Source organism: Nonomuraea muscovyensis (assembly GCF_014207745.1).
Taxonomy (GTDB): Bacteria; Actinomycetota; Actinomycetes; order Streptosporangiales; family Streptosporangiaceae; genus Nonomuraea; species Nonomuraea muscovyensis.
In genome coordinates, this window is record NZ_JACHJB010000002.1 from 640,755 (window position 1) to 664,611 (window position 23,857).

Consider the following 23,857-nt stretch of genomic DNA (forward strand, 5'->3'; position numbering starts at 1 on the left):
CACCGTTGGTAGACAAGAACAGCGGCGCGGTCGCGGTGATCGGGCTGGGCCGGTTCGGAAGCTCGCTCGCGCTGGAGCTCACCCGGCGCGGCACCGAGGTCCTGGCCATCGACCATCGGACCGCGGCGGTGCGGAGCCTGACCGGGCGCATCACCCAGGTCGCCGCCGCCGACTCCACCGACCTCGACGCGCTGCGCCAGCTCGGCGTAGCCGACTTCCACCGCGTGGTGTGCGCCATCGGCAGCGACCTGGAGGCCAGCATCCTCACCTCCTCGCTCCTGGTCGAGCTGGAGATCGACGACATCTGGGCGAAAGCGATCAGCAGGCAGCACGGCCAGATCCTCGAACGCATCGGCGTCCAGCACGTCGTCTTTCCCGAACACGACATGGGCGAGCGCGTCGCCCACCTGGTCAGCGGCCGACTGCTCGACTACATGGAAGTCGACGAACACTTCGCGATGGCCAAGATCCACCCGCCCAAGGACTACGTCGGTATCGCGCTCGGCCGCTCCGGCCTACGCCGCAAGCACGGCGTCACCATCGTGGCGGTCAAACCCTCGGGCGAGGAGTTCACCTACGCCACCGCCGACACCGAACTCGCCTACGGCGACATCATCATCGTCTCCGGCCGACCCGATCAGGTTGAACGGTTCGCCGAACTGCCCTGACCCGCGAGCCGGCCAGGCCCCGCGGCGGTCTGGCGGCGGCCTGGGCTTCCTGAGGCACGGCAACTCTTATCAAGATCATTATCGGTGAGTGTTGGAGATGGCGCCTCGGTCCAAACGTCCCATCCGCCCGGTCCGGCCACGTCTGGGAGGGGCCGATCTCAAGATCGCGTCATCAAGCGATCCAAGTCACCCAACGGGTCCCCCGTACGGGCCCGGCCGTACGGCTCCACCCGGCGGTGCACTACGTTCATACGTTCACACGCGCGACCGACATCACCATGGAGGCCCTTGTTGAGCACCCCGCCAGCCGCCCCGACCAAGGGCTCCCCGCTGGTCCTGGCGGCCAGGATCGTCCCCATCGCGGCCGTCCTGGTCCTCATCGGGGTGTGGGAACGCGACCTGCCAGCCATCACCGAGGTCGTGGTCGTGGCGCTGCTGGCCGCCTGCGTGCTGGCCGCGGTACACCACGCCGAAGTCGTCGCCCACCGCGTCGGCGAACCCTTCGGCTCACTGATCCTCGCCGTCGCCGTCACCGTCATCGAGGTCGGCCTCATCATCACCTTGATGACCTCCGGCGGACCCAGCACCGCCTCCCTGGCCCGCGACACCGTCTTCGCCGCTGTGATGATCACCTGTAACGGCATCGTCGGGCTGTCACTCCTGCTCACCGCCCTGCGCACCCGCACCGCCCGGTTCAACCCCGAAGGCACCGGCGCCGCCCTGGCCACCGTGATCACCCTGGCCACCCTCAGCCTGGTCCTGCCCGCCTTCACCACCAGCGCCCCCGGCCCGGAATTCTCCGGCCCGCAACTGGCCTTCGCCGCCGTGGCCTCCCTGACCCTGTACATGCTGTTCGTCTTTGTCCAGAACGTCCGCCACCGCGACTACTTCCTCACCGCCCCAGCCCCAACCCCGCTCCCAGGCTCGGCGCCGGCCCGCCAGCCCGCTCACCCCACCGGCAACCACATCAGCGACGCAATCCACACCGACAATGACCCCGACGACGCCGCGGACACCGAAACCTACGCGGCCACCCCGCCCACCCGCACCGCCCTGACCAGCCTCATCCTGCTCACGGCCGCCCTGGTCGCCGTCGTCGGCCTGGCCAAAGTCGAATCCACCACCATCGAGCAGACCATCACCGCCGCCGGACTCCCGCACTCCCTCGTCGGCGTCGTCATCGCCCTGCTCGTCCTGCTTCCCGAAACGCTCGCCGCCGCCCGCCACGCCCGCCGCAACCGCACCCAGATCAGCCTCAACCTCGCCCTCGGCTCCGCCATGGCCAGCATCGGCCTGACGATCCCCGCCATCGCCGTCGCCTCGATCTGGCTCGACGGACCGCTGCTCCTCGGCCTCGGCCCCGCCCACATCATGTTCCTGGCCCTCACCGCCGGCGTCGGCATCCTCACCGTCATGCCCGGCCGCGCCACCCTCCTGCAAGCCGGCGTGCACCTCGCCCTGTGCGCCGGCTACCTCTTCCTCGCCGCCAACCCCTAGATCCTTTTGGTTGTGCGGTGACCACAAGCGTTCACCGGAACGAATACGCCCCGCAGCCGTCGCCACTGGCGAGGATCAGCGCACCCCCGGGAGTGTAGCCATACCGCCAGTCCTCACCCAGTGGGCGGATCCGGCTCCTGGTCGGGTACGGCCTTGGCGGCACGGACGCCCGTCACACCGCCAAGGATCGTCAGCGCCAGCATGCCGATCGCGGCCACGATGACCACCGTGAGCACGCCCTCGTCGGTCGGCAGGAGCCACGCCGCCACCGCTCCGGTCAACGCGACACCGCCGCCGGTCAGCGGGGGCACGCCCGCCGCCTTGTTGGCTCGGAACGCCGTGTCGCTGCGCATCGTGGTGGGAGTGCGCACCCCGGCGATGTTGTTGCGTGGCAGCCGCCCGGCCAAGCCAAGGCACCCGACGATCCCCGCGGCGAGCCCTGCGAACACGAGTAGGGGCGGCAGGACGTCCATGTGGTGATCGTAGGCCGTGAGGTACCGGCCATGAAGGGCGAGCGGAATGAGCTCCCCGTCCGCAAGAAGCCCGGCCCGGCACCACCCGGCCGCCGGACTGGTGCACCCGAACCGATACCGAAACACGCCCCCGCCCGCGACCTGCCCCAGCCGACCATGGGTCATGGCGGCTTCGGCGCAGCTGTTCGAGCGATGGGCGGCCACCTACGACCAGAGTCTGATCGCCACCCTGGCCGATCCGGTGCATGCCGCAGTCCTGACCGCCGCTCATCATCACCTGCCCCGCCCCCGCCACCTGCTCGACCTCGGCTGCGGCACGGGGCGCCTGCTCCACAAGGCGGCCGACCGCTTCCCCACGGCGCGCCTGATCGGGATGGACGCCGCCCACGCCATGCTCACCGTCGCCCGCCGCACCACCCCATCCGAAGGGAGTCCGGCAATGGTGCGGGCCCGTGCCGAGCAGTTGCCGTTCCCCGACGCCAGCCTCGATCTCATCACCGCGACCCTGACCTGCCGCCACTGGCGCGGAGTCCGCGCCGGCCTGGCAGAGATCACCCGTGTCCTGACCGCGGACGGGCTGTTCGTCTACGCCGACGTACACCCACCGGCGCCTCGGCGTCGCTGGTGGCGGCGCTCTGAGCGCGGCGGCCGGCATCTTCTGGGCCAGACGACGGGCCTACAGGTGATCGAAGACCGGCCGATTGCCGGCTGCGGACCCCTGTTGCCGTGCCGCCTGCTGGTGACGTGCCGTTCCTGACATGGCTCTGACTCGGCTCGAGCCCTTGCCGGTTCGACTCCACCACCTACCACGCGGAGGTTGGCGTGAGCGTGGCCTTCACCGGTGTGGTGGGCGCCCATTGTGGGGACGGACGATGACAGGGTGAGTACTGCCAGCGAACAACACGCACAAGCCCAGCTGGGCAGCGGGAGCTCCGGCGGCGCGCCCGGCCACGCTGCCGGGCGTGCCCTGGCCATGAGCCGGTACGAGATGCTCGCGCCGCACCTGCACGAGGGAGCACCGCTGGCGCAGCTGGCCGCCGCCCAGGACGAGGGCGGCGTCTCCTACCGGACGTTGCAGCGGTGGCTGGCCGACTACCGGCAAGGCGGTCTGGACGCCTTGACCCGGCCGCGCCGCCGCGACAAGGGGCTGCACCGGTTCCCCGACGAGCTCGTGGCGTTCATCGAGGGGCTCGCGTTGCGCAAGCCCCGCCCCAGCGCGGCCACCATCCACCGGCAGGCCGAAAGCATCGCCAAGGCGCGCGGCTGGCCGTCACCCGCCTACCGGACCGTGGCCCGCATCGTCGCCGACCTGGACCCCGCGCTGGTCACCCTCGGCCTTGAGGGCACCAAGAAGTACCGCGAGACCTACGACCTGGTCTACCGGCGCGAAGCCAAGGCTCCCAACGAGATCTGGCAGGCCGACCACACCGAGCTGGACATCTGGGTGCTCGACGACAAAGGGAAACCGGCCCGGCCGTGGCTGACCGCCATCGAGGACGACCACTCCCGCGCCATCGCCGGATACGCCGTCAACCTCGAGGCCCCCTCGGCGTTGACCACCGCGCTGGCCTTCCGGCACGCGATCTGGCGCAAAGTCGAACCGGACTGGCACGTGTGCGGCATCCCGTCGGTCTTCCACCTCGACCACGGCTCCGACTTCACCTCCGCCCATCTGGAACAGGTCATGGCAGATCTGAGGGTCCAGCCCGTCTTCTCGCTCAAGGGCCAGCCGCACGGCCACGGGAAAATCGAGCGGCTGATCGAGACGATCAACCAGATGTGCCTGGCCCACCTGCCCGGCTACGCGCCCCGCGGCACCCCTGAGCGCGCCAGCCAGGCCAAGCTGACCCTGGCCGAACTCGATGCCGCGATCGGCAGGTTCATCCGCGAGGTCTACAACCTACGCACCCACAGCGAGACCAAGACGCCCCCACAGGCCCGGTGGGAGGCCGGCGGGTTCATCCCGCGCATGCCCGACTCGCTCGAACAACTCGACCTGCTGCTGCTCACCGTCGCCAAACCCCGCGTCATCCACACCGACGGAATCCACTTCCTGAACCTGCGCTACCTCGACCCCGTCCTGGCCTTCTACATTCGCGAGCAGGCCACCATCCGCTACGACCCCCGCGACATCACCGAGATCCGTGTCTACCTCCGCCTCCCCGACGGCACCGAAGAATTCCTGTGCCGGGCGATCTGCCCCGAACTGTCAGGCACCACCATCAGCCTCAAAGAGATCACCACCGCCCGCAACGCCCGCCGCAAACAACTCCGCGGCCACCTGACCAGCCGCGACGCCATCGTCGACCGGCTCCTGGCCGCCCACAGCGAACCCCTGCCCGCCTCCCTGGCCAGCCCCGATCTGGCCACCTGGGCAACCCTCACCCGACCCAACGGTGACGGCGATGGTGACGGCGCCATCACCCAGGACAGCCCCGCCCCCAACACCGAGCCGCTGACCGGCACGAGCACCGCCACTACCCACAGTGACAGTCCACCACTCAAACGCTACTGGAATGAGTGAGCCGCCCGAGCCCCGGATAGACACCCGGCGTGGCGAAAGCAGACGACACCCCCGAGCCAGCCCTCGAGCCAGCAACGCCCTCCGACGCCCCGAGCGACGACACCCCCGATCCCGCGGGTGGCCCGATCGCCGAGGCCCGCCCTGACGATCACGGCAGCCAAGGCCGCCTCCACGATCGCCCCGACGTTACCGACCGGCCCGCACCCACTCCCGGACCTGGCTCTCCGCCCGGCCAGCCGGCGGGCGGCAACGGGCACAGGCCCGTCGCCACCCCCATCGTGATCACCAAAGAGCACCGGCTCTTCATCGAATTCGCCGACGCCGTACGGCGCGAACGCTACGTCGGCCTCTGCTTCGGCGCCCCGGGCGTGGGCAAGACCCAGTCAGCCCGCTACTACTCCCAATGGGACCAGCTCGCCGGCCACCTCGACGGCACCCGCCCCGTCGGCACAAACGGCGAGGCATCGGCCGGGCAGATCCTGGCCGCCCGCGCCGTCATGTACACCCCCAAAGTCCACAACACCCCGCACAACCTCGACAAAGAGATCTCCTTCCTGTGCGATCGGCTCGGCTGGAACGTCGAACTCATGCTCAACCCCGGCCGCGGCATCGACGAACACGGCAGGCTCAACACCAGCACCCACGCCGAACTTCTCATCGTGGACGAAGCCGACAGACTGAAAGTCGGGGCACTGGAACAACTGCGCGACCACCACGACCGCACCGGCATCGGACTCATCCTGATCGGCATGCCCGGCATCGAAAAGCGCCTCGCCCGCTACCCCCAGCTCTACTCCCGCGTCGGGTTCGTCCACCACTACAAGCCCATGTCCGCCGACGAACAAGCCTTCGTCCTGGCCAGATCCTGGCCCCATCTCAGCCTCGGCGACAACGACGACTACGCCACCACCGAAGCCCTCGCCGCCATCACCCGCATCACCAGCGGCAACTTCCGCCTCACCGTCCGCCTCGTCGGCCAGATCGAACGCGTCCTGAAAATCAATAACATGTCCACCGTCACCAAAGAAGTCGTCGAAACCGCCCGCAAGAACCTCGTCATCGGCTCGATGTGACCACCCCACGCCAAGCACAGCCACCCAGAAATCGCGGGCCACCACACGACATCACGCGAAGGCCGTTGCCCGGCCCCGAGAACTCGGGGGCCGGGCAACGGCCTTCATAACGCCCACCAGTCCATCAACCAGCTGCCGAGCCAGCACGACAAGAGCGCGGCAGAAACAGCGACAGCGACCGCGGCACGTCACAGCGACGTCAACGCCCGCCTGGCGGAGCTCAAGCAGCAGCCGGGCAAGAACATCTCCATCACCGGCAGCCCCACCCTGGTGCGCTCCCTGCTGCGCGACGGGCTGCTGGACGAGCTGCACCTGACCATCCACCCCGTCGTCGTGGGCGGCGGCAAGCGGCTGTTCGAGGACGGCACCGGGCACATCCCGCTGACCCTGCTCGCCGGCCGCACCCTCACGACCGGAATCGTCTACGCCACCTACGGGAGGGCCTGACATCGCCACCACGACCACCGCCGGCAAGACCACCGCCGCCAAGCTCCTCGTCAAGCCCGGCGGCACACTGTGGGTGTCCGGCCCCGACCACCGCGACCGCGTCGGCCCGCTGCCCGAAGGCGCCCGGCACACCGACGACCTCGACCAGGCGACCGTCGCCGTGCTGTTCGCCGCCGACGCCGCCTCCGCCCGCAGCCTCCTCGACGAGCACCGCGACGGCCTCACCCGGCCGGGCACGCTCTGGGTGGCCTATCCCAAGGGCAACACGTCCGACATCAATCGCGACACCCTCTGGCCGATCGTCGGCGAGTACGGCCTGCGCCCCAACGGGCAGGTGGCGGTGGACGACGTCTGGTCGGCCCTGCGCTTCCGTCCCCTCAAGGAAGGCGAGCCCCCCTTCACGGGCGGCCGCTCCACCTGACCCGGATGACGTTCGACGGCCCGGCCGTGCTCAGCGGCTCTCGGCGGCCACCCGCAGGCCGAGGGCGACCAGGACGGTGCCACTGACCGCGTCGAGCCTGCGCCTGATCACCGGCCGGCGGAACCACGCGCCCGCACGGCCCACCGCCGCCGCGAGTGCCAGGTACAGGACGATCTCGATGGCCACCTGCAGCAGGGCCAGCACCGCCGTCGTGGCGAACAACGGCCGGTCGGCCGGCACGAACTGCGGATAGAACGCGATCATGAAAGCGGCGGCCTTCGGGTTGGCCAGCATCACCACGGCCCCCTCACCGAACGCCTTCCACCAGCCCCGCGCCGACACCGGCTCCTCGACGACCGGCACCGCCTCCACGCCGTGGCCGCGCCACGCCGAGCGCCAGGCCCGCACCCCCAGGTAGAGCAGGAAGCCCGCACCCACGACGCGCAGCACCAGGAAGGCGACCTCGGAGGCGGCCACCAGCGCTGCCAGCCCGGCCGCCGCGAACAGCGCCCACACATACAGGCCCGCCTCCAGCCCCAGCACCGTGGGCACCGCACCGGAGAACCCGCGCAACGCGGCCCTGCGCAGGATCAACGCCATCGCCGGCCCCGGGGAAGCGGAGATCAGCACGACGGCCACCACGAACGCGGGCAACGAGGAGATGATGTCCATGGCCCATCATGGACCGCCGCTCTCCGGCGCGGCAAAGCGATTTCGAGGACACGACCCGGGGCCGCGACCCCGAGCCGCGGGCCCGGTCACCCCGGCGCCCTCGGGCCTCCCCGAGCCCGCCGAGCGCCACACGCGGGCGCGGGGCGGCGGCACCGCCGTCCACTAGGGTGAGGGCGTGATCAGCCGCCGGGCACTCAACCGTGCCACGCTCGCCCGCCAGCTCCTCCTGCGCCGCCACGCCATGCCGGCCCTGCAGGCGGTCGAGCATCTCGTGGGCCTGCAGGCGCAGGCGCCCTTCCCCCCGTACTTCGGGCTGTGGTCACGCCTGGACGGCTTCCAGCCGCAGGAGCTCGCCCGCCTGCTCATGGAACGCGACGTGGTCAGGCTCGTGCTCATGCGCGGCACCGTCCACCTGGTCAGCGCCGCCGACGGCCTGGCGCTGCGACCCCTCGCGCAGCCGATGCTCACCAAGTTCCTCACCGCCGCGCACGGGCCGCGCCTTCGCGAGGTCGACGTCGACGAGATCGTCAAGGTGGGCCGCGAGACGCTGGAGCAGGCCGGGCCGCTGACCGCGGCGAAGCTGGGCGCCGCGCTGGCCGAGCGCTACCCCACGGTCGGCGCCGACACCCTGGCGCAGGTGATGCGCTGCCTGGTGCCGCTGGTGCAGGTGACGCCACGGGCCGTGTGGGGCAGGGCCGGGCAGACCGCGTACGCCACCATCGAGACGTGGCTGGGCCGCGAGCCGCACCCGGAGCCGTCGCTCGAACGGATGGTGCTGCGCTACCTGGCCGCGTTCGGGCCGGCCACGGTGGCCGACGTGCAGGCGTGGTCGGGCCTGACCGGGCTGCGCGAGATCGTCGAACGGCTCCGCCCCGAGCTGGTCCGCCTGGAGGGCGACAACGGCAAGGAGCTGTTCGACCTGCCGGACGCGCCCCGGCCCGGAGCAGACGTGCCGGCGCCGGTGCGGCTGGTGGCGCCGTTCGACAACCTGCTGCTGAGCCACGCCGACCGCACCCGCGTCATCTCCGACGAGCACCGCGCGCGCGTCATCACCGTCAACGGGCAGGTGCTCGGCACCGTGCTGGTCGACGGCTTCGTGCGCGGCGTGTGGCGGCGCGACAAGCACGTGGTGAGCGTGGAGCCGTTCGCACCGCTCACTCCGGGGCAGGTGGAGGAGGTCCGCGCGGAGGCTCTCGCCCTGCTGGCGTTCGCCGAGCCGGGCAAGTCCGCCGTCCACGAGGTCAGGGGGATCGACGGGTGAGCCGCGCCTACATGGGAGCCGCCGTGCGGGTGGCCGCGCCGCCGGAGCGGGTGTTCGCCCTGCTCACCGACTGGCCGCGGCACCGGGAGTGGATGGTGCTGACCAGCGCCTGGAACGCCGGCGAGGGCCGGGTGGAGGCCTTCACCGGGATCGGGCCGTTCGGGTTCCTCGACACGATGACGATCACCCGGTGGGAGCCGCCCCGGCTGGTGCGCGTCCGGCACACGGGCCGGCTGGTGCGGGGCGAGGGCGCCTTCCGCGTCAAGCGTGCGACGGGGGCAGCCGCGTCGTCTGGGCCGAGGCACTGGAGCTGCCCTTCGGGCCGCTCGGGCGGGCGCTGTGGCCCCTGGCCCGCCCGCTCGCGGGCGCGCTGGCCCGCCTGTCACTGCGCCGCCTGGCCCGGCTCGCCGCGTAGCGACGGCGCCCGGGGCGCTCGGACCGGAGCGCCGGGCGCGAGCGTCCGATCTCCCGCGGGACACGGAAGGCAAACTATTGATCATTCCTGGCGCCCGGTCGCCGTGGTGGTCGAGGAGGCCGGTTCCTGCCGGGCGCGGGGCTTGGTCCGCACGTGCATGCGTTCGCCCTGGCGGCCGAACAGGTTGAGGACCTCCACGGGAGTGTCGCCCGCGGGCCCGAACCAGTGCGGCAGGCGGGTGTCGAACTCGGCGGCCTCGCCCGGTCCCATGATCAGGTCGTGGTCGGCCACGATGAGTCGCACGCGTCCGGACAGGACGTACATCCACTCGTAGCCTTCGTGCGTGATCGGCTGCGGCCGGTTCTGCTCGGCAGGGATGATCGACTTCCACGCCTGCAGGGGGCCCGGCTGGGTGGTCAGGGGGAGTACGGTCCGCCCGTTGCGGACGAGGGGCTTGCAACGGATGCGCGGGTCGCCGACCTCCGGCGCGCCGACCAGCTCGTCCAGCGGCACCTGGTGCGCCTGCGCGATCGGCAACAGGAGTTCCAGGCTGGGGCGGCGCTGGCCTGACTCCAGCCGCGAGAGCGTGCTCTTGGAAATGCCGGTGGCCTCGGCCAGGGCCGCCAGGGTCACGCCGCGCTGGGTGCGTACGCGCCGCAGGCGGGCGCCGACCTGAGCCAGCGTGGCGCTTATCGAGGATCGCTGTTCCATGGGTCCCATTCCACCTCCGCTGTTCCAGAAATGGCAACATAAGTTGTCACCGGCTCCCGGCAGGACGCACCATCGGGGCCGGAGGTGATCGTCATGATCAAGGCGATGAACAGCCATGACGCCGACGCGCGGCCCGCGGTCGACGGGAGATACGACGTGGTGGTGGTCGGCGCCGGAGCGGCCGGACTGAACGCCGCCCTGCTCCTGGGGCGCGCGCGGCGCGAGGTGGCCGTGATCGACGCGGGGGAGCCGCGCAACGCCCCGGCCGCGCACATGCACGGATTCCTGTCCCGCGACGGCCTGCCACCGGCCACCCTGCTGGAGCTCGGCCGGGCCGAGATCGCCCGGTACGGCGTGCGCCTCGTCCGGGGCCGCGTGGAGGAGATCGAGCACGGCTTCTCCGTCCGGCTGGAGGGCGGCCCGGTGCTCGCCGCCCGCCGTGTCCTGGTCGCCACCGGCCTGCGCGACGAGCTGCCCGACATCCCCGGGGTGCGCGAGCGGTGGGGCAGGGACGTGCTGCACTGCCCCTACTGCCACGGCTACGAGGTCGGCGACCAGCCGCTCGCCGTGCTCGGCACGCATACAGGGGCGGTGCACCAGGCCCTGCTCCTGCGCCAGTGGAGCGACGACGTGGTCTTCCTCACGCACACCCTCGACCTCAGCGCGCACGACTGCGAGCGCCTGGAGGCGCGCGGCCTGCGCATCGTCGAAGGAGAGATCGACCACCTCGTCGTCGAGAGCGGCCGGCTGCGCGGCATCGAGCTCGTCGACGGTCGCGTGCTCCCGCGCGCCGCCGCCTTCCTCTTCCCGCGCATGGTGCCGCACGACGAGCTGCTGACCCGCCTCGGTTGCGCCAGGGACGACACCGGCTGGATCGCCACCGACCGCACGGGCCGTACCGGCGTTTCGGGGGTCTGGGCGGCCGGGAACGTCATCGACCCGCGCGCCCAGGTCGTCACCGCCGCCGGGATGGGTGCGGCGGCCGCTTTCGCCATCAACGCCGACCTGGTGGACGAGGACGTCCGCCACGCCGTCGAGCAGCACCGCGCCCCGGCCGCCGCGAGCGGGTAGCCGGCCGGCACCGGGCGGCGGGCGATCCCCCGCCGCCGGATTCCGCGCGGGCACCGGCCCGCCACCACACCCTCTCACCCCGCAAAGGAGACTCACCCATGCCCGCGCACGCTCCAGGCTCGGTGGACAGCGCCACCGAGCAGACCTTCGCCAAGCGCGTCAACCAGGCGAGACGGCCCGTCCTGATCCAGTTCCGGGCCACCCGGTGCCGTCCGTGCCCGATGGTCACCCCGATCGGGGAGAGCCTGGCCGCCGACCGCTCCGGCTCGTGGCCGGGCGCGGCTCCCCAGCACGTGCTGGACCACAAGCACACCACGATCCTGCGTGACGGCGGTGTGGACCGGTGAGCGCCGAGGCCACGATCCGAAAGGCACCGGCCACCCGCGGCAGACTGCCTCTGGGGGTCTACCTGCTGTCCTTCAGCCTGTTCGCGATGGGCAGCGCGGAGTTCCTGCTCGCCGGGGTCCTGCCGGCCGTCGCCGAGGACCTGCGCATCACGCTGTCCTCCGCCGGAGCGCTGATCTCGGCGTTCGCCGCCGGCGTCGTCGTCGGCGGGCCGCCCCTGGCCATCATGACCCTGCGCTGGCCACGGCGGACGACGCTCGTCGCCACCCAGGCGGCCTTCGCCGCCTGCGTGGCGATCGGCATCCTCACGGACAGCTACGCGGTGCTCCTGGCCACGCGCTTCCTCTGCGGTCTGGCCTACGCGGGGTTCTGGGCGGTCGCGGCGGTCACCGCGATCAGCCTGGTCCCGCCCGACCGTACCGCCCGCGCCTCCGGCGTCGTCGTCAGCGGGCTCAGCCTCGCGATGATCGCCGGTGGCCCGGCCGGCGCGCTGCTCAGCTACTTCACCGGGTGGCGTGGTGGCTTCTGGGCCGTGGCCGTCCTCACCGTCGCCGGCGCCGTCTTGACGCTCGTGGCGCTGCCCGCCACGAGCGTGCGCGGCCAGCCGAGCGTGCGCGGCGAGCTTCGCACGATGAGGCGGCCCCAGGTGTGGGTGGTCTACGCCGTCACCCTGCTGAGCACCGCCGCCTACATGATCTCGTTCAACTACCTGGCGCCGTTCCTGACCGGCGTCACCCGGATACCCGAGATCTGGGTTCCGGCGATCCTGACCCTGTTCGGCGTCGGGGCCTTCATCGGCCTGTCCATCGGGGGCAGAATCGCCGACAAACTGCCCACCCACGCGCTCCTGGCCGGGGCGCTCGGGATCGCGGCCTGTTCCGCCCTGCTCGCTGTACTCGCCCGGCACGCGCTGGCCGTCGTCCCTCTGGTCCTGCTTCTCGGCGTCGCCGGATTCGTGCTGAACCCGGCCATCTACGGGCGCGTGTTCGCCATCGCGTCCCAGGCGCCCACGCTCGCCGGGGCCACCACCGTCTCCGCCTTCCAACTCGGCATCAGCCTCGTTCCCGTGGCAGCGGCCGCCGCGCTCGATGCCGGAGCGGGGATCACCGCCATCCCGTGGCTCGGTGCGGGTCTGGCCGCGATCACGACCGTGCCCGTCCTGCTCGATCGGAGGTTGTCGCGTCGGCGGGCCTGAGAGCGTGGCGCAAGCCCGCGAACCGCTCAGGAGCCCGGGTCGTCGCCGGAGCGCCGCAGGGTGGCGGCGCGCAGCAAGCGCGGATGCAACCGGCTCGCCCGCTCCTCGGGCACGCCTCCCGACAGGGCGGCCCGGATGAGCGCGGCGCCGACCCAGGCGAGGTCCACCGGCCCGCCGTCGTCACGGCGAAGCAGCGGCTCGTCGGCGTCGCGCTCCTGGCACAGCGTCCGCAGCAGCGCGCGGGCCGGGGCGGGCACGGGGAAGGCGGCGATGTCGTCACGGCCGGTCTGCAGGACGACGACGGCGCTGCCGCCGCCGGCGCCGTCGGCGACCGTGCACAGGTCACGCGCGGTCAGGCCCGCCAGCGCGTCCACGCACGCCCCCGTCGCCTCCAGCAGGGCGACCGCCGCCGCCTCCGCCGCCCGGCCGTCGGCGGCCAGGCACGCCACGCCCCGCCGCAACAGCCGCCGCTCGTCCCGGGTGAGCGCCCCCACGCCCTCCGGCGCGTCGCAGCTTGCCAGCAGCGCGCCGTGCCGCCAGGCGTACCCGTAGAACGCCTCCAGAGCGGCACGTCTCCTGGCCACCGTGACGTTGGCCAGCGGCTTGCCGGACACGCCCGGACCACCGGGCAGCTCACCGCCGAGCGCCGCGGCACAGTAGCGCTCCACCTGCGCCCCGGTGACGGCCAGCAGGGCCCGGCCCGGCTCGGCGGCGCGCAGCCAGCGCACGAACGAGGCCAGCACCCGCAGGCGGCCCCGCCGCATGGTGGGGGAGGGGGTGTCGAGCAGCCATCCGGTCACCGTGCGCCGCCCGAGCGGGTCCAGCGCGTCGACCACGTCGACGTCGGCGCCGCTCACCTCGCCGCCGTCGCCGGGCCGGCGGCGCGGCCGCAGCCCGGCGACCTGCCCGATGCCGGTGACCCTGACCAGGGGGTCGCTCGTCGCCCGCACCTCTGGAAGACCACGGCGGCCTGCGCCTGGGAGACCGGTCATAATGGTTGATCTTCTCACGGAGCGGGGGCGCGCTCGTCCCCGCCCGCCAAGTCCGCCCCGCCCACCCCTCCCACCGGCCCCAGCGCGGCGGGGCCGGGCCTAACGTGGGGGAGGTGTTGCCCGCTCATCTGACGCCGCTCGACGGCAAGCCGCCCCGGCCGCCCGGCACCACCGGGTTCATGCTCTTCGCCCTGCTCGGCATCGGAGTCGTGGCCGAGACAGCCGACGGCACCATGCGGCCCGCCTGGTTGTCGTGGGCCGGCCTGGCCGTGGTCTGCGCCCTGTACGCCGGCGTGGTCCTGCTGACCTTCCGCCACCGCCCCCGCCCGGCCTGGGTGATGCTCGCGGCGCTGGCCGTGGTGGTGACGGCCATGGCGGCCTCGTACGGTGGGAGCTGGCGCTACCTGTTCCCGCTGACGGGCGTGGCGTGCGGGATCGCCCTGTACGGCAGGGCCGTGCGGATCGTCCTGGCGGCGCTGACCGTGGTGACGGCCGCGACGGTGTGGGCGCGCGGCGCCTCCGTCGAGCTGGTCATGGCGTTCTCGTGGGGGACGTTCAGCATGGGCCTGGTCGTGGCCGGCATGCTGCACCTGTACGCCGTCATCGGCGAGCTGCGCCGGACGCGCCGGCTGCTGGCCGAGGCGGCGGTCGCCGAGGAACGGTTGCGCTTCGCCCGTGACCTGCACGACCTGCTGGGCCACACCCTCTCGGTCATCGTGGTCAAGGCCGAGGCGGTGCGGCGGCTGGCCCGGCGCGACCCCGCGCAGGCCGAACGCCAGGCCGGCGACATCGAGACGGTGGGCCGGCAGGCGCTGAGCGAGGTCCGCGAAGCGGTCACCGGCTACCGCCGCGCCGATCTGGCCGGCGAGCTGGCCCGCGCCCGCGACGCGCTGGCGACCGCCGGCATCGAGGCCGTCATGCGGCAGGCGGGCCCGGCGCCGGAAGGGGAGGGGGAGGTGCTGCTGGGCTGGGTGGTGCGCGAGGGCGTCACGAACGTGATCCGGCACAGCGGCGCCACCCGCGTGGAGATCGAGATCGGCCCGGACTCGGTGACCGTCCGCGACGACGGCCGGACGCAGGCCCACCAGCCGGGCCCGGCGGGCGACGGCCGCGGCGACACGGCGCGCCCCGGGACGCGGACCCCGGCGGGCGGCGGGAGCGGGCTGCGCGGGCTGGCCGAACGCCTGGCCCGGGCGGGCGGCCATGTCGAGGCGGGGCCGCTGCCGCAGGGCGGCTTCGAGCTGAGTGCCCGCCTCACCCCGCCGGGCTGATGGCGAGGGCGTACGTGGACGCCGCGTTTGCCTGTTCCAGAGCGCTGTGCAACCCTCATAGGCCGTCTCCTCGAAAGGGCTGATCGTGACGCTCGGCATGGTTCTCGGCGACACCTCCTCTCGCGCTTCGACGCGGGAGCGGTAGCCCTTCCTGCTCTTTGACTTCCGTGCGGCAGCACGGGCGAGTTTCCGCGTTCCTCGTCGAAGTGCTCTTCGTGTCATCTGCACGTTCGACCACGAGGAGTACGTGGTGTCCACGATCCACTGGACCGAAGCCCACACCGTCCGATCCGCCCGCTGGCATTCCGAGAACGCTTCCCCGCCGCCCAGGCGGATCACCGTCGCGGACGACCGCATGAAGGCCTACACCGCCTACCGCCTCGCCTGCGAGGGCACGGCGTTGCTGTGGCGGGGCGACTTCCACAACGCACGGCAACTCCTGCGGGCGATGAGTCGCCGCATGGACCGCAAACCTCTCCCATCAGGAAACAACGCTCAAGAGACCTTCCGTCTTCACCGCCGTGCCCGCGGCGACCGTGCACGTGTCCTCGGCAGGCTGGTCGTCCTGCTGGATGACACCCACGCCCTGGGCCTGCGCCGAGCTCCGGATGTGCGTCAAGCATGCACCGAGGCCTACGGCCCCCCCCACGAGCCGACGGCGGTCTCCCTCAACTGATTTCGTCGGTGAGTTCGGGGACCAAGCGTCGGCCTCTTTTGGCTCCACTTGGTGATCGACCGCCCATGATCTGAAGGCGAGTTTTGGTACCAGTCTGGTTGGCCGGGTTCGTGCTGGCGCGAGCAGCAGCAGGGTTGTCGGACAGGAACGAATCTCCCCCCTGAGCTGGTCAACGGGTCCATGACTGCGATCTGCGGTGGCGCGCAGGGAGACGGTGCGTTCAAGACCGTTCACGTCCCCGCCGTACGAAGCGGGGGACAAGGTGGACGGGCCAGACCCGCCCGATGTGACACGCCCCGGGTATGCCCGGGGTATGTTCCCGGGTCCGCGGCGCTATGTTTTGGTGCGCCCCCGACGCGGTGCTGCGACTCTTTTCCCGCTGTTCCTCCCCAGAGAAAAGAGTCACCATGAAAAAGGCACTGGCCCTGTCCGCCGCCGTCCTGGCGGCGGGTGCCATGCTGGCCGCTCCCGCACAGGCGACCGCGCTCGACAAGACCAAGGCGCAGCGCCTGGCGATGGCGCTGACCCTGACGAAGAACACCAAGGCCAGCTACAACGCGTGGGCCCGGTTCAAAATCAACAAGGACACCCCGCAGGTCAAGGAGTACAAGTTCAACTGGAACACCGACGGCTGCTCGGTGCCCAAGAAGATCGGAAACTCTGAATACTGGAAGGGCGTCTTCAAGATTCCCTGCGATCGCCACGACTTCGGCTACCGCAACGTCAAGGCGCTGGTGAGCTCCAGCAAGTGGCGTAACACCTACAAGAAGCCCGTCGACGACGCGTTCCTCTTCGACATGGGCAACGTGTGTGTGAAGTTCTCCGGCACGAAGAAGGCGTCCTGCCGGGTGGCCGCGGCGGCGTTCTACGGCGCGGTCAGGGCAGCCACGTAGGAGGGCCACATGGCGGACTGAGCTCCGTGGTGAGAAAGATTGAGGCCCCGACCCGCATCCCGGTGCCCGGGCGGCAAGATCATCAACGAGCACATCGGCCAGGTAAACACCGGTGACGAGGCGATCTCCATCGCCCACATGATCGCACCGCGGTCTTGAGCAGCTTCTTCATGATGCTCCTTCTGTCGGGCGGGTTCTGGTGCACGCCGAGAAGGAGCATGGATCAAGGGTTGAGTCAGGGCGACAGATCCCTTGGACACAGTGCGGTTCGGCCAGCAGCCGTGCGGACTTTGGTCGTCGGCTGCTTGGTCGTGGAAAACCTAGCGTCCCACTAGCGCGCTCCGAGTGGTCTGATTGGGACATACCTCCGCTATACCGCGTCTCCGTATGGTCTCACCTCGACGGGAAATCAACGGAGGGAACCATATGAAGATCATGCGTAACGCGGTCGTCGTCGGGGCCATGGGGGCCGTGGCCATGATGGGCGCGCCTGCGTCGGCCTCGGCGTCCGCGCCGGCGGCGTCGGTGACCACGTCGGCAGACTTGGCCCTCGTCGCGACCTGTTCGAAGGGGTCCTACAAGCTGAAGGTGACCGTCACCTATGTCAACGGGTTGGGTGCGCACCGCTTCCGCAAGGTCTTCTGGACGGCCTCCGGCGGCCCCACCAACGTCAAGGTCAGCCTCGTCCAGGACCGGGGCGGCCTTCCGGACGTCGCGTTCAAGTCGGTCGTGATCACCGGCAATACCGGCCACAAGGACATCCCGGCGACGCGGCCTATGGCGCATCGGGTCTTCGTGAAGTTGGCCGGTAGGAAGGGTGTCACGAGCTGCGTCGGGCAGAGCGGCGTCATCTGATCCGGACCGCTCGGCGCCCGCTGTCGCGAGAGACGGCGGGCGCCGAGCGGTCAGGGCGAGGGGTGGGGGAGTTCGAGGTTGGCCGCGATGGGGAAGTGGTCGGAGGCCTCGGTGCCGATGACGGCCACCGAGGTCGTTTTGATGTCGCGAGAGGTCATGACGTAGTCGATGCGCTGGTACGGCCTGCTCACGCTGTAGGGGAAGCCGTCGCCCGCACCGGCCACGTCCCAGGCGTCAAGCAGCCCCCGCCAGCCCAGACAGCGTCATCGGCCGCCGCCCTGCAAATGCCCCTCGCTCGTGGCCTGTCCGGCAAGGGTAGACCCCAACCCGCATCCAACGCCGCAGGCGAATAGCGTCAGAATAGAGTCCGCATCCGAGTTTCTTGACGTATGTCTGCTGGGCCCTTGGATTCAGCCTGACAATCCGAGCCGATCAACACGGCCGTCCCACGGCCATACAGCGCTGGAGATCCCGGCAGATAGCCCCGGAGCTCGGGGCCTTTGGCCGTGTGCTTCCCGCCGCCGGAATGATGGTCGGTCCTCGTCGCAGGTCAAGGTCGGTCGTCCTCGCTGCGCTGCGGGCGCTCCACCTTGACCTGCTCCTGCGGCCGACGGATTTGGCGGCTATCGGGAAGAGCACGCCGGAGGTCAGCTGGGAGCCTGCTGGGCAGACTTGACGGCCTGGGTCTGGGTATAGCGGTAGGACACGGTTCCGGTCTCGATGATGTTGCCGCCGTAGGTGAGCCGATCGACGATCGCCGCGCACAACCGCGGGTCGCTAAATGTCTTGGTACATCCCGAAAACGACTCATTTGAGGCGATCGCGATGGAAGCCCGCTCGTCCCGTTCGGTGATCACTTGGAAGAGCAGTTCGGCACCCCGCCGGTCTAGCTCCATGTAGCCCAGTTCGTCAAGGCAGAGCAGCTCGACGCGGCTGTAGCGGGCGATGGTCTTGGTGAGCATCTTCTCGTCGGCGGCCTCGACCAGCTCGTTGACCAGTTTGGCGGCCAGGGTGTACTTGACCCGGTGCCCGGCCATGGCCGCTTCGGTGCCCAGCGCGATGAGCAGGTGCGACTTGCCGGTGCCCGAGTCGCCGATCAGACACAGCGGAATGCCCTTGCGGACCCAGTCGCTGGTGGCCAGGCTATGGATCATCGCGGGGTCGATATTGGGGTTGGCCTCGAAGTCGAACTCGCGCAGCGATTTCTGCCTCGGAAAGCCCGCGGCCTTGATGCGGCGTTCGGAGCGACGGCGGGCGCGGTCGTCGCATTCGGCCAGCAGCAGGTCGGCCAGGAAACCCAGGTAGGACATCTGCTCGCGGGTGGCCCGCTGGGCGGTCTCGGCGTAGCTCTGTCGGATGGTGGGCAGGCGCAGCATCTTGCAGGCCTGGTCCACGGCGGCGTCGGCGGCCTGCTCGGTCAGACCACGATGACGGGGAACAGTCATGGTCAGGGCCTTCCTTCCTCACCGGAGGGCGAAGGGCTGCCTGCCGCGGGTCGGCGCAGCAGCTGGTCGTAGATGGCCACCGAGGGCAGCGGCCGGGTGTCGGGTGGCAGCGCGGACATGCGGCGTTCGGTCAACGACACCACCCCCGGTTCATCCAGCCAGGCCAGCGCCGGCGAGCGTGCGGGCGGCGGCGAGCCGGGCTCGGAGTCGAGCTGGGCGACTTTACGGGCCTCCAAAGCGACGGCGTCCGCGGTCCACGCGCCCACCCGCAGCGCCGCGGCGATCCCCGCCGCCACATGCTCGTGAGCCATGTGGCGGTGCAACAGCAGCACCTCGATCAGCGCGCGGGTGCCCTCGGCCTCGCCGTGCGCCCGGCGGGCAGCGGCCCACCACGCCTCGTGCTCACGGGTGAACTTGCCCGAGCGGCGCGCCTGCTCCAACGCGGTGGAGCCGGGCAGGGCGCCGGGCTTCTTCAGCAGGATCTCCAGGTAGTGGTCCAGCTCCAGCCGCGAGCCGCCCTTGGCGATCAGCCGTTCGTGCCGGGCCACCTCCTGCCCCTTGTGGTAGACCACCAGGTGTGAAACGTGCAGCATCACCCGCACCGCTTGCCCGATCAGCCGGGCGGGCACCGAGTAGCGGTTGGTGCGCACCACGATCACGCTGTAGCGGTCCACCCGCGGGGTGAACAGCCGTCCCGTCTCGAACCGTTCGGTCGGCAGCGGCCGCAGCAACGGGGCTTCGATCGCGAACCGCTCACCGATGCTCTGGGGCCGGGAGCGGATCCGCCGCACCTCGTCCTCCACGTCCCACCGGTCGATCATGGCGTTGAGCTCATCGATGGTGGCCACATCAGGGACGGGCACCAAATGGTTGCGACGGAAGTAGCCAATCTGACCCTCCACGCCGCCCTTTTCGTGCGCGCCCTCCTTGCCTCGGCGGCAGTAGAAAGGCTCGATCCCGTAGAAGGAGCGGAAGATGACCCAGCGTTCGTTCTCCACCCGCGAGCGGTTGAAGCCGAGCACCTTGGCCACCGCGGGCCGCAGGTTGTCATAGCGCACCTTGCCGGCCGGCACGCCTCTAATATGCGGGTCTTGTTGTCAAGACTTCGCAGCAGGGGAAGGGCGGGAGCGGCGGTGAGCTCGCGTGGCGAGGTGTGGCGTTTGATGCGTCAGGACGAGTTGGTCGGTGAAATCACAATCGAGGACGCGGATGGGCCGTGGCTCAGCGGTCGGTTCGTTGCCGGGCCTGCGTTCCCTGATTTGGAACCGCTGTTCCAGCAGGAGATGGTGCTGCTCGACACCCTTGACGAGGACTATGAGCGGTGGGAAACGATCTATGGCAAGATCACGCGGGCGGTGCGCCTGGTAGCGCCTCATGGGCCAGTGGCAGAGTTCCTGCTCCACGTTCAGGACGGTGAGGCGTGGTTCCGTTGGAGCGACGAACCGTTCGCCGAGGAGTAGGAGCTGGTTGGCTGTGACCGATGCTGAGGCTGAGCCCAAGAAGCGTTTCCTTGTCCTGCATGACTATGGCATGGGCGGGGTGTGGTGGTGGGTCCATGCGAGATCGGCCCGGGAGGTTTTGGAGACGTTCGCGGAAGTGGAGGTCATCGACAGTCCGCAGGCTGTTGACCAGGCTGAGGGATGGGATCTGGCCGAGGTCGATATCGACTCTCCCACGATGCCCGGAGGCTTGGATGACCTGCGGGCAAAGCGTGACGCTCAGCGTGCTCTGCCCGGCTTCGGCGTGTTCGTGGACAGGTCTGTTCTCTATCTGCGGCGCCGTTGGGATGGCGACGACGGCGTGGACCCGGCGACCTATCTGATGGAGATCGGATCTGATGGTCGCCGGCTCCGTCAGGTGGAACAGGTCGACGACGGCACCGCGATCAAGAGCGATCCAAACGATTGGCCCTTCAACCCGCCTGTCGTGGATCGCTTCGATCCTGAGCTGGTGGAGATGGAGATCAGCCGAGATGAGTTCGAGGAAGCGTGGCTGCGCGCAAAGAGGGAACACGCTCGGTAGTCGCGGCCCCTGCCGCCTTTTGATCATTAGATGATGCGGTCAGCATCCGGCAGACTGTGCGTTCGGTCACGACGCCTGTCCGTCGAGTCGATTGAGCAGGCCATTGAAGATCTGTTCGCGGGCGACTTGCCCCTTGGCCGCGGCGTCGTCGCGTTGACGTTCGAGGGTGGGCCGAAACTCGATGGTGGTGACGAAGAAGGTGCAGGACTCGCAGATGGACTCGAAGTGGCAGTCCATCTCGACTGGACGGGCGCAGTAGCCGTTGCCGAGCATCCGGCGGTGCATCTCCCGGCGGAGCTTGGCCATCTCGCTGCCCTCGGCGTCGGCGGGGAGCTGGCGCGGGGCGTCGTAGAGGGCCTCGACCTTCTCGGTGACCGCGAAGTACTCGTCGGCGACGGCCCGATCGGCGATGCGGGCATAGACGCGAGTCATGGACAGAGAACGGTGCCCAAGTAGCGCGGCGATGGCCTCTAGCGACATGCCCCGGTTGATCGCCTGGGTGGCGAGCGTGTGCCGGAGCTGGTGCGGGGTGACTCGGCCCAGGCCTGCGCGGTCGGCGGCGTTGCGGACAGCTGCCTCGATGCGGGAGGCATTGACTGGGCTGCCGTGGTCGGTGAACAGCAGGTCCGAGCGCAACCCTTCGGGCCGGTGCTGCAGCCAGTCGTCCAGCAGCGCCTTGAGCTGGGGATGCAGGGGAACGTAGCGGTCGGTGTGCATCTTGCCCACCGGAACCCGTAGCCAGTAGGCCGAGCCGATCTGGACCACGGCGTCAATGGTGAGACCGAGCATCTCGCTGCGGCGCATCCCGGTGCGGGCCAGGATCTCAATCGCCAGCCGCGCGAATGGGTCGGGATCTTGCCTGGCGGCGGCCAGGAGCTTGGCGGCTGCGGCGTCGTCGAGGAACCGCGGGAGTGGCTCATCGGCGATGGGCATGTCGCTGTCGAAGACCAGCTGTCGAGCGGGGCGATCGTCGGCATCCCACTCATCCAGGCGCCGCAGGAAGGTCCGCAGCGTGCCCAGCCGATCGCGGACCGTGTGCCGGTGCAGCGGACCGCCGCGCGCGGCCGGTCGCTCCAGCAGCCAGCCCTTGTAGCGTTCGACGTGTCGACGCTGCAGCTCGGCCACGCAGCTCACCGTTGGATCCTCGGCCGTGATGAGCAGCGCGAACTCGCGCAGAGTCAGCTCGGCGTTCTTCACGGTGCTCGATCGCAAGGTCCCGCTGATCTGCTCCACGTAGCGGTGCATCGTCGCTGCCATCGTGGCCGGGACGGTCGACCATTGCCGAGCCCGGACATCGCCACGGTTGGGTGAGCGCCGACGTGGCAGGTCGTCGGTCAGCCCGCAGTGGAAGAGCGTGGCCTCCAGGTTGAACAACGACGTCGACAGCGCCTTCACCCCGCGGTTGGGGATGCGGCGCGCGGCTTCCAGCAACAGCCGCCGTCCTTCGTCCCAGTCGGCCTGCCGGAGCTGATCAGCTGGCTTGCCGGCCAGGGCCACCAGGTGGGCGAGCAGATTGAACTGGGCCATCGCCAGCGGCTCGCGAAAGCCGAGAAGGCGAGCGGTCTCCATGAACCGCAGGTGCAACTCCGGGTTGGTGCGGGCCAGCACGATGCCCAGCCGTGGCCGCCGGGCCACCAGGTAGTCCGCTCCGGGCTGCAGGTGCCCGGTGACGGCCAGCCAGCTGACGAACCTGTGGCTCTCGTGGTGAAAGGCCAGCTGTCGCTCCAGCGGCAGACGGTCAAACGCCGTCAGGTCGGGGACGGCGGCGAGCAGGGCGCGTGCTCCCCAGCGAACCTTGTGATCGTTGTTCATGCCCTGCGCGGCCCGGTGAGCAAGGTAGTACTTCACCAGGTCGGGGCGGATGATCGGCAAGGCCGTGGCCCGGGGCATCAGAGGTTGGTCCTGTCGGCGTCGATGGCGGCGCTGGCGTCCAGGTACTGCTTCACCAACCACGCGTTGGCCAGGTGGAGATAGATCCGGGTGGACTCGATCGAGCGGCGTCCAGCCTGGGCCTGCACCGCTTCCAGGGCCATCCCGGCCTCCCGCAGCCGGGTCAGGCAGGTATGGCGAAGCTGATGGCAGGTGAGCCGGGGCAGCCCGGTGCGCCTGCGGACGCCGTCGAGGATCTCATCCAACCCGTCGGCCGACAGCGGCCGGCCACGCGTCGGGCCGCGCAGCACGACGAACAGGTGGTCGTGGTCAACGATAGGCCGCTCCTGATCCAGGTAGTCACCAACAGCGGTGAAGAACGTCGCTGAGATGGGGATCAGCCGCTGGTGCCCGCCCTTGCCCTCGCTGATGAACACCTGGCGCTCTCCCGGTGACAGGTCACCCAGCCGCAGACCCAGGACCTCACAGCGGCGCAGACCACCGAGCAGCATGGCCAACACCATGGCCCGGTCTCGCCTGGTATTCAGTGCGTCAAGGACCGCTTCGACCTCGGCAGGCCCCAGGACACGCGGCAGGGTGCGCGGCGTGCGCAACAGCGGCGATCCGCGCCGCTGTCCACGACGCCGGTTGGCCAGGCCAGTCGGCACCGGGTTGCGCTGGATCGCCAGGTCATCACGGGTCGCCAAGTATCGAATAGCCCAGAGACGCTGGACAGCCGACGCTTGATGGTGCGCGCCGACAAGCCCGCTTCGCCGTCTTCCAGGCGGACCACCTTCGGTCCGCGGCGCGGTGCCTTCTGCGCGGTGATGAACGCGAAGATGTCCGCCGTTACGACGTCAGCCGGTTCCTTAGAGATCGCCGAGAAGAAGACCTTCAGGTCATAGGCGGTGGCCAGCACGGTGTTGGGGCGGCAGCGCGCCGCCACGAACGCCAAGTAGCCGTCCACCAGGGCGTGCCCCAGCGACAGCTCAAGGTTCCCGGCGGCGTCGACACGCCGAACCAGCTGTGGTTGCCAGACCATGGCCGCTCCTCGACGGGAA

28 protein-coding genes are annotated in these 23,857 nt (G+C 70.2%); 17 read left to right on the forward strand and 11 right to left on the reverse strand.

What is annotated here, in order from left to right; genetic code table 11:
• Positions 1–5: 5 nt before the first annotated feature.
• Together FHU36_RS19555 and FHU36_RS19560 are read left to right on the forward strand one after the other, a co-directional pair.
• On the forward strand, positions 6–668 hold the full coding sequence (locus tag FHU36_RS19555; protein WP_246502695.1) for a potassium channel family protein: 663 nt from the start codon (positions 6–8) through the stop codon (positions 666–668).
• A gap of 291 nt (positions 669–959) precedes the next feature.
• Positions 960–2,165: a calcium:cation antiporter gene (locus FHU36_RS19560; protein WP_221496452.1), complete on the forward strand. Its 1,206-nt coding sequence runs from the start codon at positions 960–962 to the stop codon at positions 2,163–2,165.
• Positions 2,166–2,278: 113 nt separating this feature from the next.
• Here the strand turns inward: FHU36_RS19560 and FHU36_RS19565 are convergent, their stop codons facing one another.
• Positions 2,279–2,638: an SdpI family protein gene (locus tag FHU36_RS19565; RefSeq protein WP_185085400.1), complete on the reverse strand. Its 360-nt coding sequence runs from the start codon at positions 2,636–2,638 to the stop codon at positions 2,279–2,281.
• A gap of 163 nt (positions 2,639–2,801) precedes the next feature.
• Between FHU36_RS19565 and FHU36_RS19570 the strand changes: the two genes are divergently transcribed.
• The 5 genes from FHU36_RS19570 to FHU36_RS19590 all read left to right on the forward strand — a co-directional run bounded on the left by FHU36_RS19570 (position 2,802) and on the right by FHU36_RS19590 (position 7,103).
• Positions 2,802–3,395: a class I SAM-dependent methyltransferase gene (locus FHU36_RS19570; RefSeq protein WP_185085401.1), complete on the forward strand. Its 594-nt coding sequence runs from the start codon at positions 2,802–2,804 to the stop codon at positions 3,393–3,395.
• Between the two features lie 123 nt (positions 3,396–3,518).
• A complete protein-coding gene (locus FHU36_RS19575) occupies positions 3,519–5,162 on the forward strand; it encodes a TnsB C-terminal domain-containing protein (protein ID WP_185085402.1) in 1,644 nt (547 codons plus the stop codon).
• Positions 5,163–5,440: 278 nt separating this feature from the next.
• Positions 5,441–6,235 carry an AAA family ATPase gene (locus tag FHU36_RS19580; RefSeq protein WP_221496453.1) on the forward strand — a complete coding sequence of 265 codons (795 nt, stop codon included), beginning with the start codon at positions 5,441–5,443 and terminating at the stop codon, positions 6,233–6,235.
• Positions 6,236–6,367: 132 nt separating this feature from the next.
• Positions 6,368–6,682: a dihydrofolate reductase family protein gene (locus FHU36_RS19585; RefSeq protein ID WP_221496705.1), complete on the forward strand. Its 315-nt coding sequence runs from the start codon at positions 6,368–6,370 to the stop codon at positions 6,680–6,682.
• A 73-nt stretch (positions 6,683–6,755) separates the two neighbouring features.
• Complete coding sequence (locus FHU36_RS19590; protein ID WP_221496454.1) at positions 6,756–7,103, forward strand: hypothetical protein; 348 nt, start codon at positions 6,756–6,758, stop codon at positions 7,101–7,103.
• A gap of 30 nt (positions 7,104–7,133) precedes the next feature.
• On the opposite strand, the gene FHU36_RS19595 is transcribed toward FHU36_RS19590, so the two are convergent.
• The gene (locus FHU36_RS19595; RefSeq protein WP_185085403.1) at positions 7,134–7,775 is read right to left on the reverse strand and encodes a LysE family translocator; all 642 of its coding nucleotides are present in this window, start codon (positions 7,773–7,775) and stop codon (positions 7,134–7,136) included.
• A 175-nt stretch (positions 7,776–7,950) separates the two neighbouring features.
• On the opposite strand from FHU36_RS19595, the gene FHU36_RS19600 reads away from it, so the two are divergent.
• Positions 7,951–9,036, forward strand: coding sequence for a winged helix DNA-binding domain-containing protein (locus FHU36_RS19600; RefSeq protein ID WP_312891697.1), 1,086 nt, complete (start codon positions 7,951–7,953; stop codon positions 9,034–9,036).
• A 7-nt stretch (positions 9,037–9,043) separates the two neighbouring features.
• Here FHU36_RS19600 and FHU36_RS19605 read toward each other — a convergent pair whose 3' ends face one another.
• Entirely contained in the window at positions 9,044–9,301 is a 258-nt protein-coding gene (locus FHU36_RS19605) for a hypothetical protein (protein ID WP_185085404.1), read from the reverse strand.
• A 231-nt stretch (positions 9,302–9,532) separates the two neighbouring features.
• Entirely contained in the window at positions 9,533–10,162 is a 630-nt protein-coding gene (locus FHU36_RS19610) for a helix-turn-helix domain-containing protein (protein WP_185085405.1), read from the reverse strand.
• Positions 10,163–10,255: 93 nt separating this feature from the next.
• On the opposite strand from FHU36_RS19610, the gene FHU36_RS19615 reads away from it, so the two are divergent.
• The 3 genes from FHU36_RS19615 (at position 10,256) to FHU36_RS19625 (ending at position 12,773) form a co-directional block, all read left to right on the forward strand.
• Positions 10,256–11,233 (forward strand): NAD(P)/FAD-dependent oxidoreductase, encoded by a 978-nt coding sequence (locus FHU36_RS19615; protein ID WP_246502504.1) that lies wholly within the window; start codon positions 10,256–10,258, stop codon positions 11,231–11,233.
• Positions 11,234–11,331: 98 nt separating this feature from the next.
• A complete protein-coding gene (locus FHU36_RS19620; RefSeq protein ID WP_185085406.1) occupies positions 11,332–11,580 on the forward strand; it encodes a thioredoxin family protein in 249 nt (82 codons plus the stop codon).
• The gene (locus FHU36_RS19625; RefSeq protein WP_185085407.1) at positions 11,577–12,773 is read left to right on the forward strand and encodes a Cmx/CmrA family chloramphenicol efflux MFS transporter; all 1,197 of its coding nucleotides are present in this window, start codon (positions 11,577–11,579) and stop codon (positions 12,771–12,773) included. The genes FHU36_RS19620 and FHU36_RS19625 overlap by 4 nt, the downstream gene beginning before the upstream one ends.
• Before the next feature lie 26 nt (positions 12,774–12,799).
• On the opposite strand, the gene FHU36_RS19630 is transcribed toward FHU36_RS19625, so the two are convergent.
• Positions 12,800–13,723 carry a site-specific integrase gene (locus FHU36_RS19630; protein ID WP_185085408.1) on the reverse strand — a complete coding sequence of 308 codons (924 nt, stop codon included), beginning with the start codon at positions 13,721–13,723 and terminating at the stop codon, positions 12,800–12,802.
• Between the two features lie 155 nt (positions 13,724–13,878).
• On the opposite strand from FHU36_RS19630, the gene FHU36_RS19635 reads away from it, so the two are divergent.
• The 4 genes from FHU36_RS19635 (at position 13,879) to FHU36_RS19650 (ending at position 17,460) form a co-directional block, all read left to right on the forward strand.
• Positions 13,879–15,036 (forward strand): sensor histidine kinase, encoded by a 1,158-nt coding sequence (locus FHU36_RS19635; protein ID WP_185085409.1) that lies wholly within the window; start codon positions 13,879–13,881, stop codon positions 15,034–15,036.
• Between the two features lie 250 nt (positions 15,037–15,286).
• Complete coding sequence (locus FHU36_RS19640; protein ID WP_246502505.1) at positions 15,287–15,712, forward strand: hypothetical protein; 426 nt, start codon at positions 15,287–15,289, stop codon at positions 15,710–15,712.
• A gap of 407 nt (positions 15,713–16,119) precedes the next feature.
• Positions 16,120–16,605, forward strand: coding sequence for a phospholipase A2 (locus tag FHU36_RS19645; RefSeq protein ID WP_185085410.1), 486 nt, complete (start codon positions 16,120–16,122; stop codon positions 16,603–16,605).
• Between the two features lie 426 nt (positions 16,606–17,031).
• On the forward strand, positions 17,032–17,460 hold the full coding sequence (locus FHU36_RS19650; protein ID WP_185085411.1) for a hypothetical protein: 429 nt from the start codon (positions 17,032–17,034) through the stop codon (positions 17,458–17,460).
• A 50-nt stretch (positions 17,461–17,510) separates the two neighbouring features.
• On the opposite strand, the gene FHU36_RS19655 is transcribed toward FHU36_RS19650, so the two are convergent.
• From FHU36_RS19655 to FHU36_RS19665, 3 genes are all read right to left on the reverse strand, one after another.
• The gene (locus tag FHU36_RS19655) at positions 17,511–17,684 is read right to left on the reverse strand and encodes an endonuclease/exonuclease/phosphatase family protein (RefSeq protein ID WP_185085412.1); all 174 of its coding nucleotides are present in this window, start codon (positions 17,682–17,684) and stop codon (positions 17,511–17,513) included.
• 423 nt (positions 17,685–18,107) lie between these two features.
• The gene (gene istB, locus FHU36_RS19660; RefSeq protein ID WP_185085413.1) at positions 18,108–18,905 is read right to left on the reverse strand and encodes an IS21-like element helper ATPase IstB; all 798 of its coding nucleotides are present in this window, start codon (positions 18,903–18,905) and stop codon (positions 18,108–18,110) included.
• 2 nt (positions 18,906–18,907) lie between these two features.
• Positions 18,908–19,978, reverse strand: a complete 1,071-nt coding sequence (locus FHU36_RS19665; RefSeq protein WP_185085414.1) for a Mu transposase domain-containing protein — start codon at positions 19,976–19,978, stop codon at positions 18,908–18,910.
• A 90-nt stretch (positions 19,979–20,068) separates the two neighbouring features.
• On the opposite strand from FHU36_RS19665, the gene FHU36_RS19670 reads away from it, so the two are divergent.
• On the forward strand, positions 20,069–20,365 hold the full coding sequence (locus tag FHU36_RS19670) for a hypothetical protein (RefSeq protein ID WP_221496455.1): 297 nt from the start codon (positions 20,069–20,071) through the stop codon (positions 20,363–20,365).
• 13 nt (positions 20,366–20,378) lie between these two features.
• Positions 20,379–20,927, forward strand: coding sequence for a hypothetical protein (locus FHU36_RS19675; RefSeq protein ID WP_221496456.1), 549 nt, complete (start codon positions 20,379–20,381; stop codon positions 20,925–20,927).
• 66 nt (positions 20,928–20,993) lie between these two features.
• Here FHU36_RS19675 and FHU36_RS19680 read toward each other — a convergent pair whose 3' ends face one another.
• Genes FHU36_RS19680 through FHU36_RS43605 form a run of 3 tightly spaced genes read right to left on the reverse strand, consistent with a single transcriptional unit; the run spans position 20,994 to position 23,838 of the window.
• Positions 20,994–22,817: a tyrosine-type recombinase/integrase gene (locus tag FHU36_RS19680; protein WP_185085416.1), complete on the reverse strand. Its 1,824-nt coding sequence runs from the start codon at positions 22,815–22,817 to the stop codon at positions 20,994–20,996.
• Positions 22,817–23,410: a tyrosine-type recombinase/integrase gene (locus FHU36_RS43600; protein WP_221496457.1), complete on the reverse strand. Its 594-nt coding sequence runs from the start codon at positions 23,408–23,410 to the stop codon at positions 22,817–22,819. The genes FHU36_RS19680 and FHU36_RS43600 overlap by 1 nt, the downstream gene beginning before the upstream one ends.
• Complete coding sequence (locus tag FHU36_RS43605; protein WP_221496458.1) at positions 23,341–23,838, reverse strand: site-specific integrase; 498 nt, start codon at positions 23,836–23,838, stop codon at positions 23,341–23,343. Before FHU36_RS43605 ends, FHU36_RS43600 begins: the two co-directional genes overlap by 70 nt.
• Between the last annotated feature and the right edge of the window lie 19 nt (positions 23,839–23,857).

What these genes read in the sequence shown, in the direction of transcription:
- FHU36_RS19620 (WP_185085406.1), top strand. Translation starts at nt 11,332, where the DNA reads ATGCCCGCGCACGCTCCAGGCTCGGTGGACAGCGCCACCGAGCAGACC.
- FHU36_RS19680 (WP_185085416.1), bottom strand. Translation starts at nt 22,817, where the DNA reads ATGCCCCGGGCCACGGCCTTGCCGATCATCCGCCCCGACCTGGTGAAG.
- FHU36_RS19615 (WP_246502504.1), top strand. Translation starts at nt 10,256, where the DNA reads ATGATCAAGGCGATGAACAGCCATGACGCCGACGCGCGGCCCGCGGTC.
- istB (WP_185085413.1), bottom strand. Translation starts at nt 18,905, where the DNA reads ATGACTGTTCCCCGTCATCGTGGTCTGACCGAGCAGGCCGCCGACGCC.
- FHU36_RS19645 (WP_185085410.1), top strand. Translation starts at nt 16,120, where the DNA reads ATGAAAAAGGCACTGGCCCTGTCCGCCGCCGTCCTGGCGGCGGGTGCC.
- FHU36_RS19670 (WP_221496455.1), top strand. Translation starts at nt 20,069, where the DNA reads ATGCGTCAGGACGAGTTGGTCGGTGAAATCACAATCGAGGACGCGGAT.
- FHU36_RS19570 (WP_185085401.1), top strand. Translation starts at nt 2,802, where the DNA reads ATGGCGGCTTCGGCGCAGCTGTTCGAGCGATGGGCGGCCACCTACGAC.
- FHU36_RS19650 (WP_185085411.1), top strand. Translation starts at nt 17,032, where the DNA reads ATGAAGATCATGCGTAACGCGGTCGTCGTCGGGGCCATGGGGGCCGTG.
- FHU36_RS19610 (WP_185085405.1), bottom strand. Translation starts at nt 10,162, where the DNA reads ATGGAACAGCGATCCTCGATAAGCGCCACGCTGGCTCAGGTCGGCGCC.
- FHU36_RS43605 (WP_221496458.1), bottom strand. Translation starts at nt 23,838, where the DNA reads ATGGTCTGGCAACCACAGCTGGTTCGGCGTGTCGACGCCGCCGGGAAC.
- FHU36_RS19565 (WP_185085400.1), bottom strand. Translation starts at nt 2,638, where the DNA reads ATGGACGTCCTGCCGCCCCTACTCGTGTTCGCAGGGCTCGCCGCGGGG.
- FHU36_RS19595 (WP_185085403.1), bottom strand. Translation starts at nt 7,775, where the DNA reads ATGGACATCATCTCCTCGTTGCCCGCGTTCGTGGTGGCCGTCGTGCTG.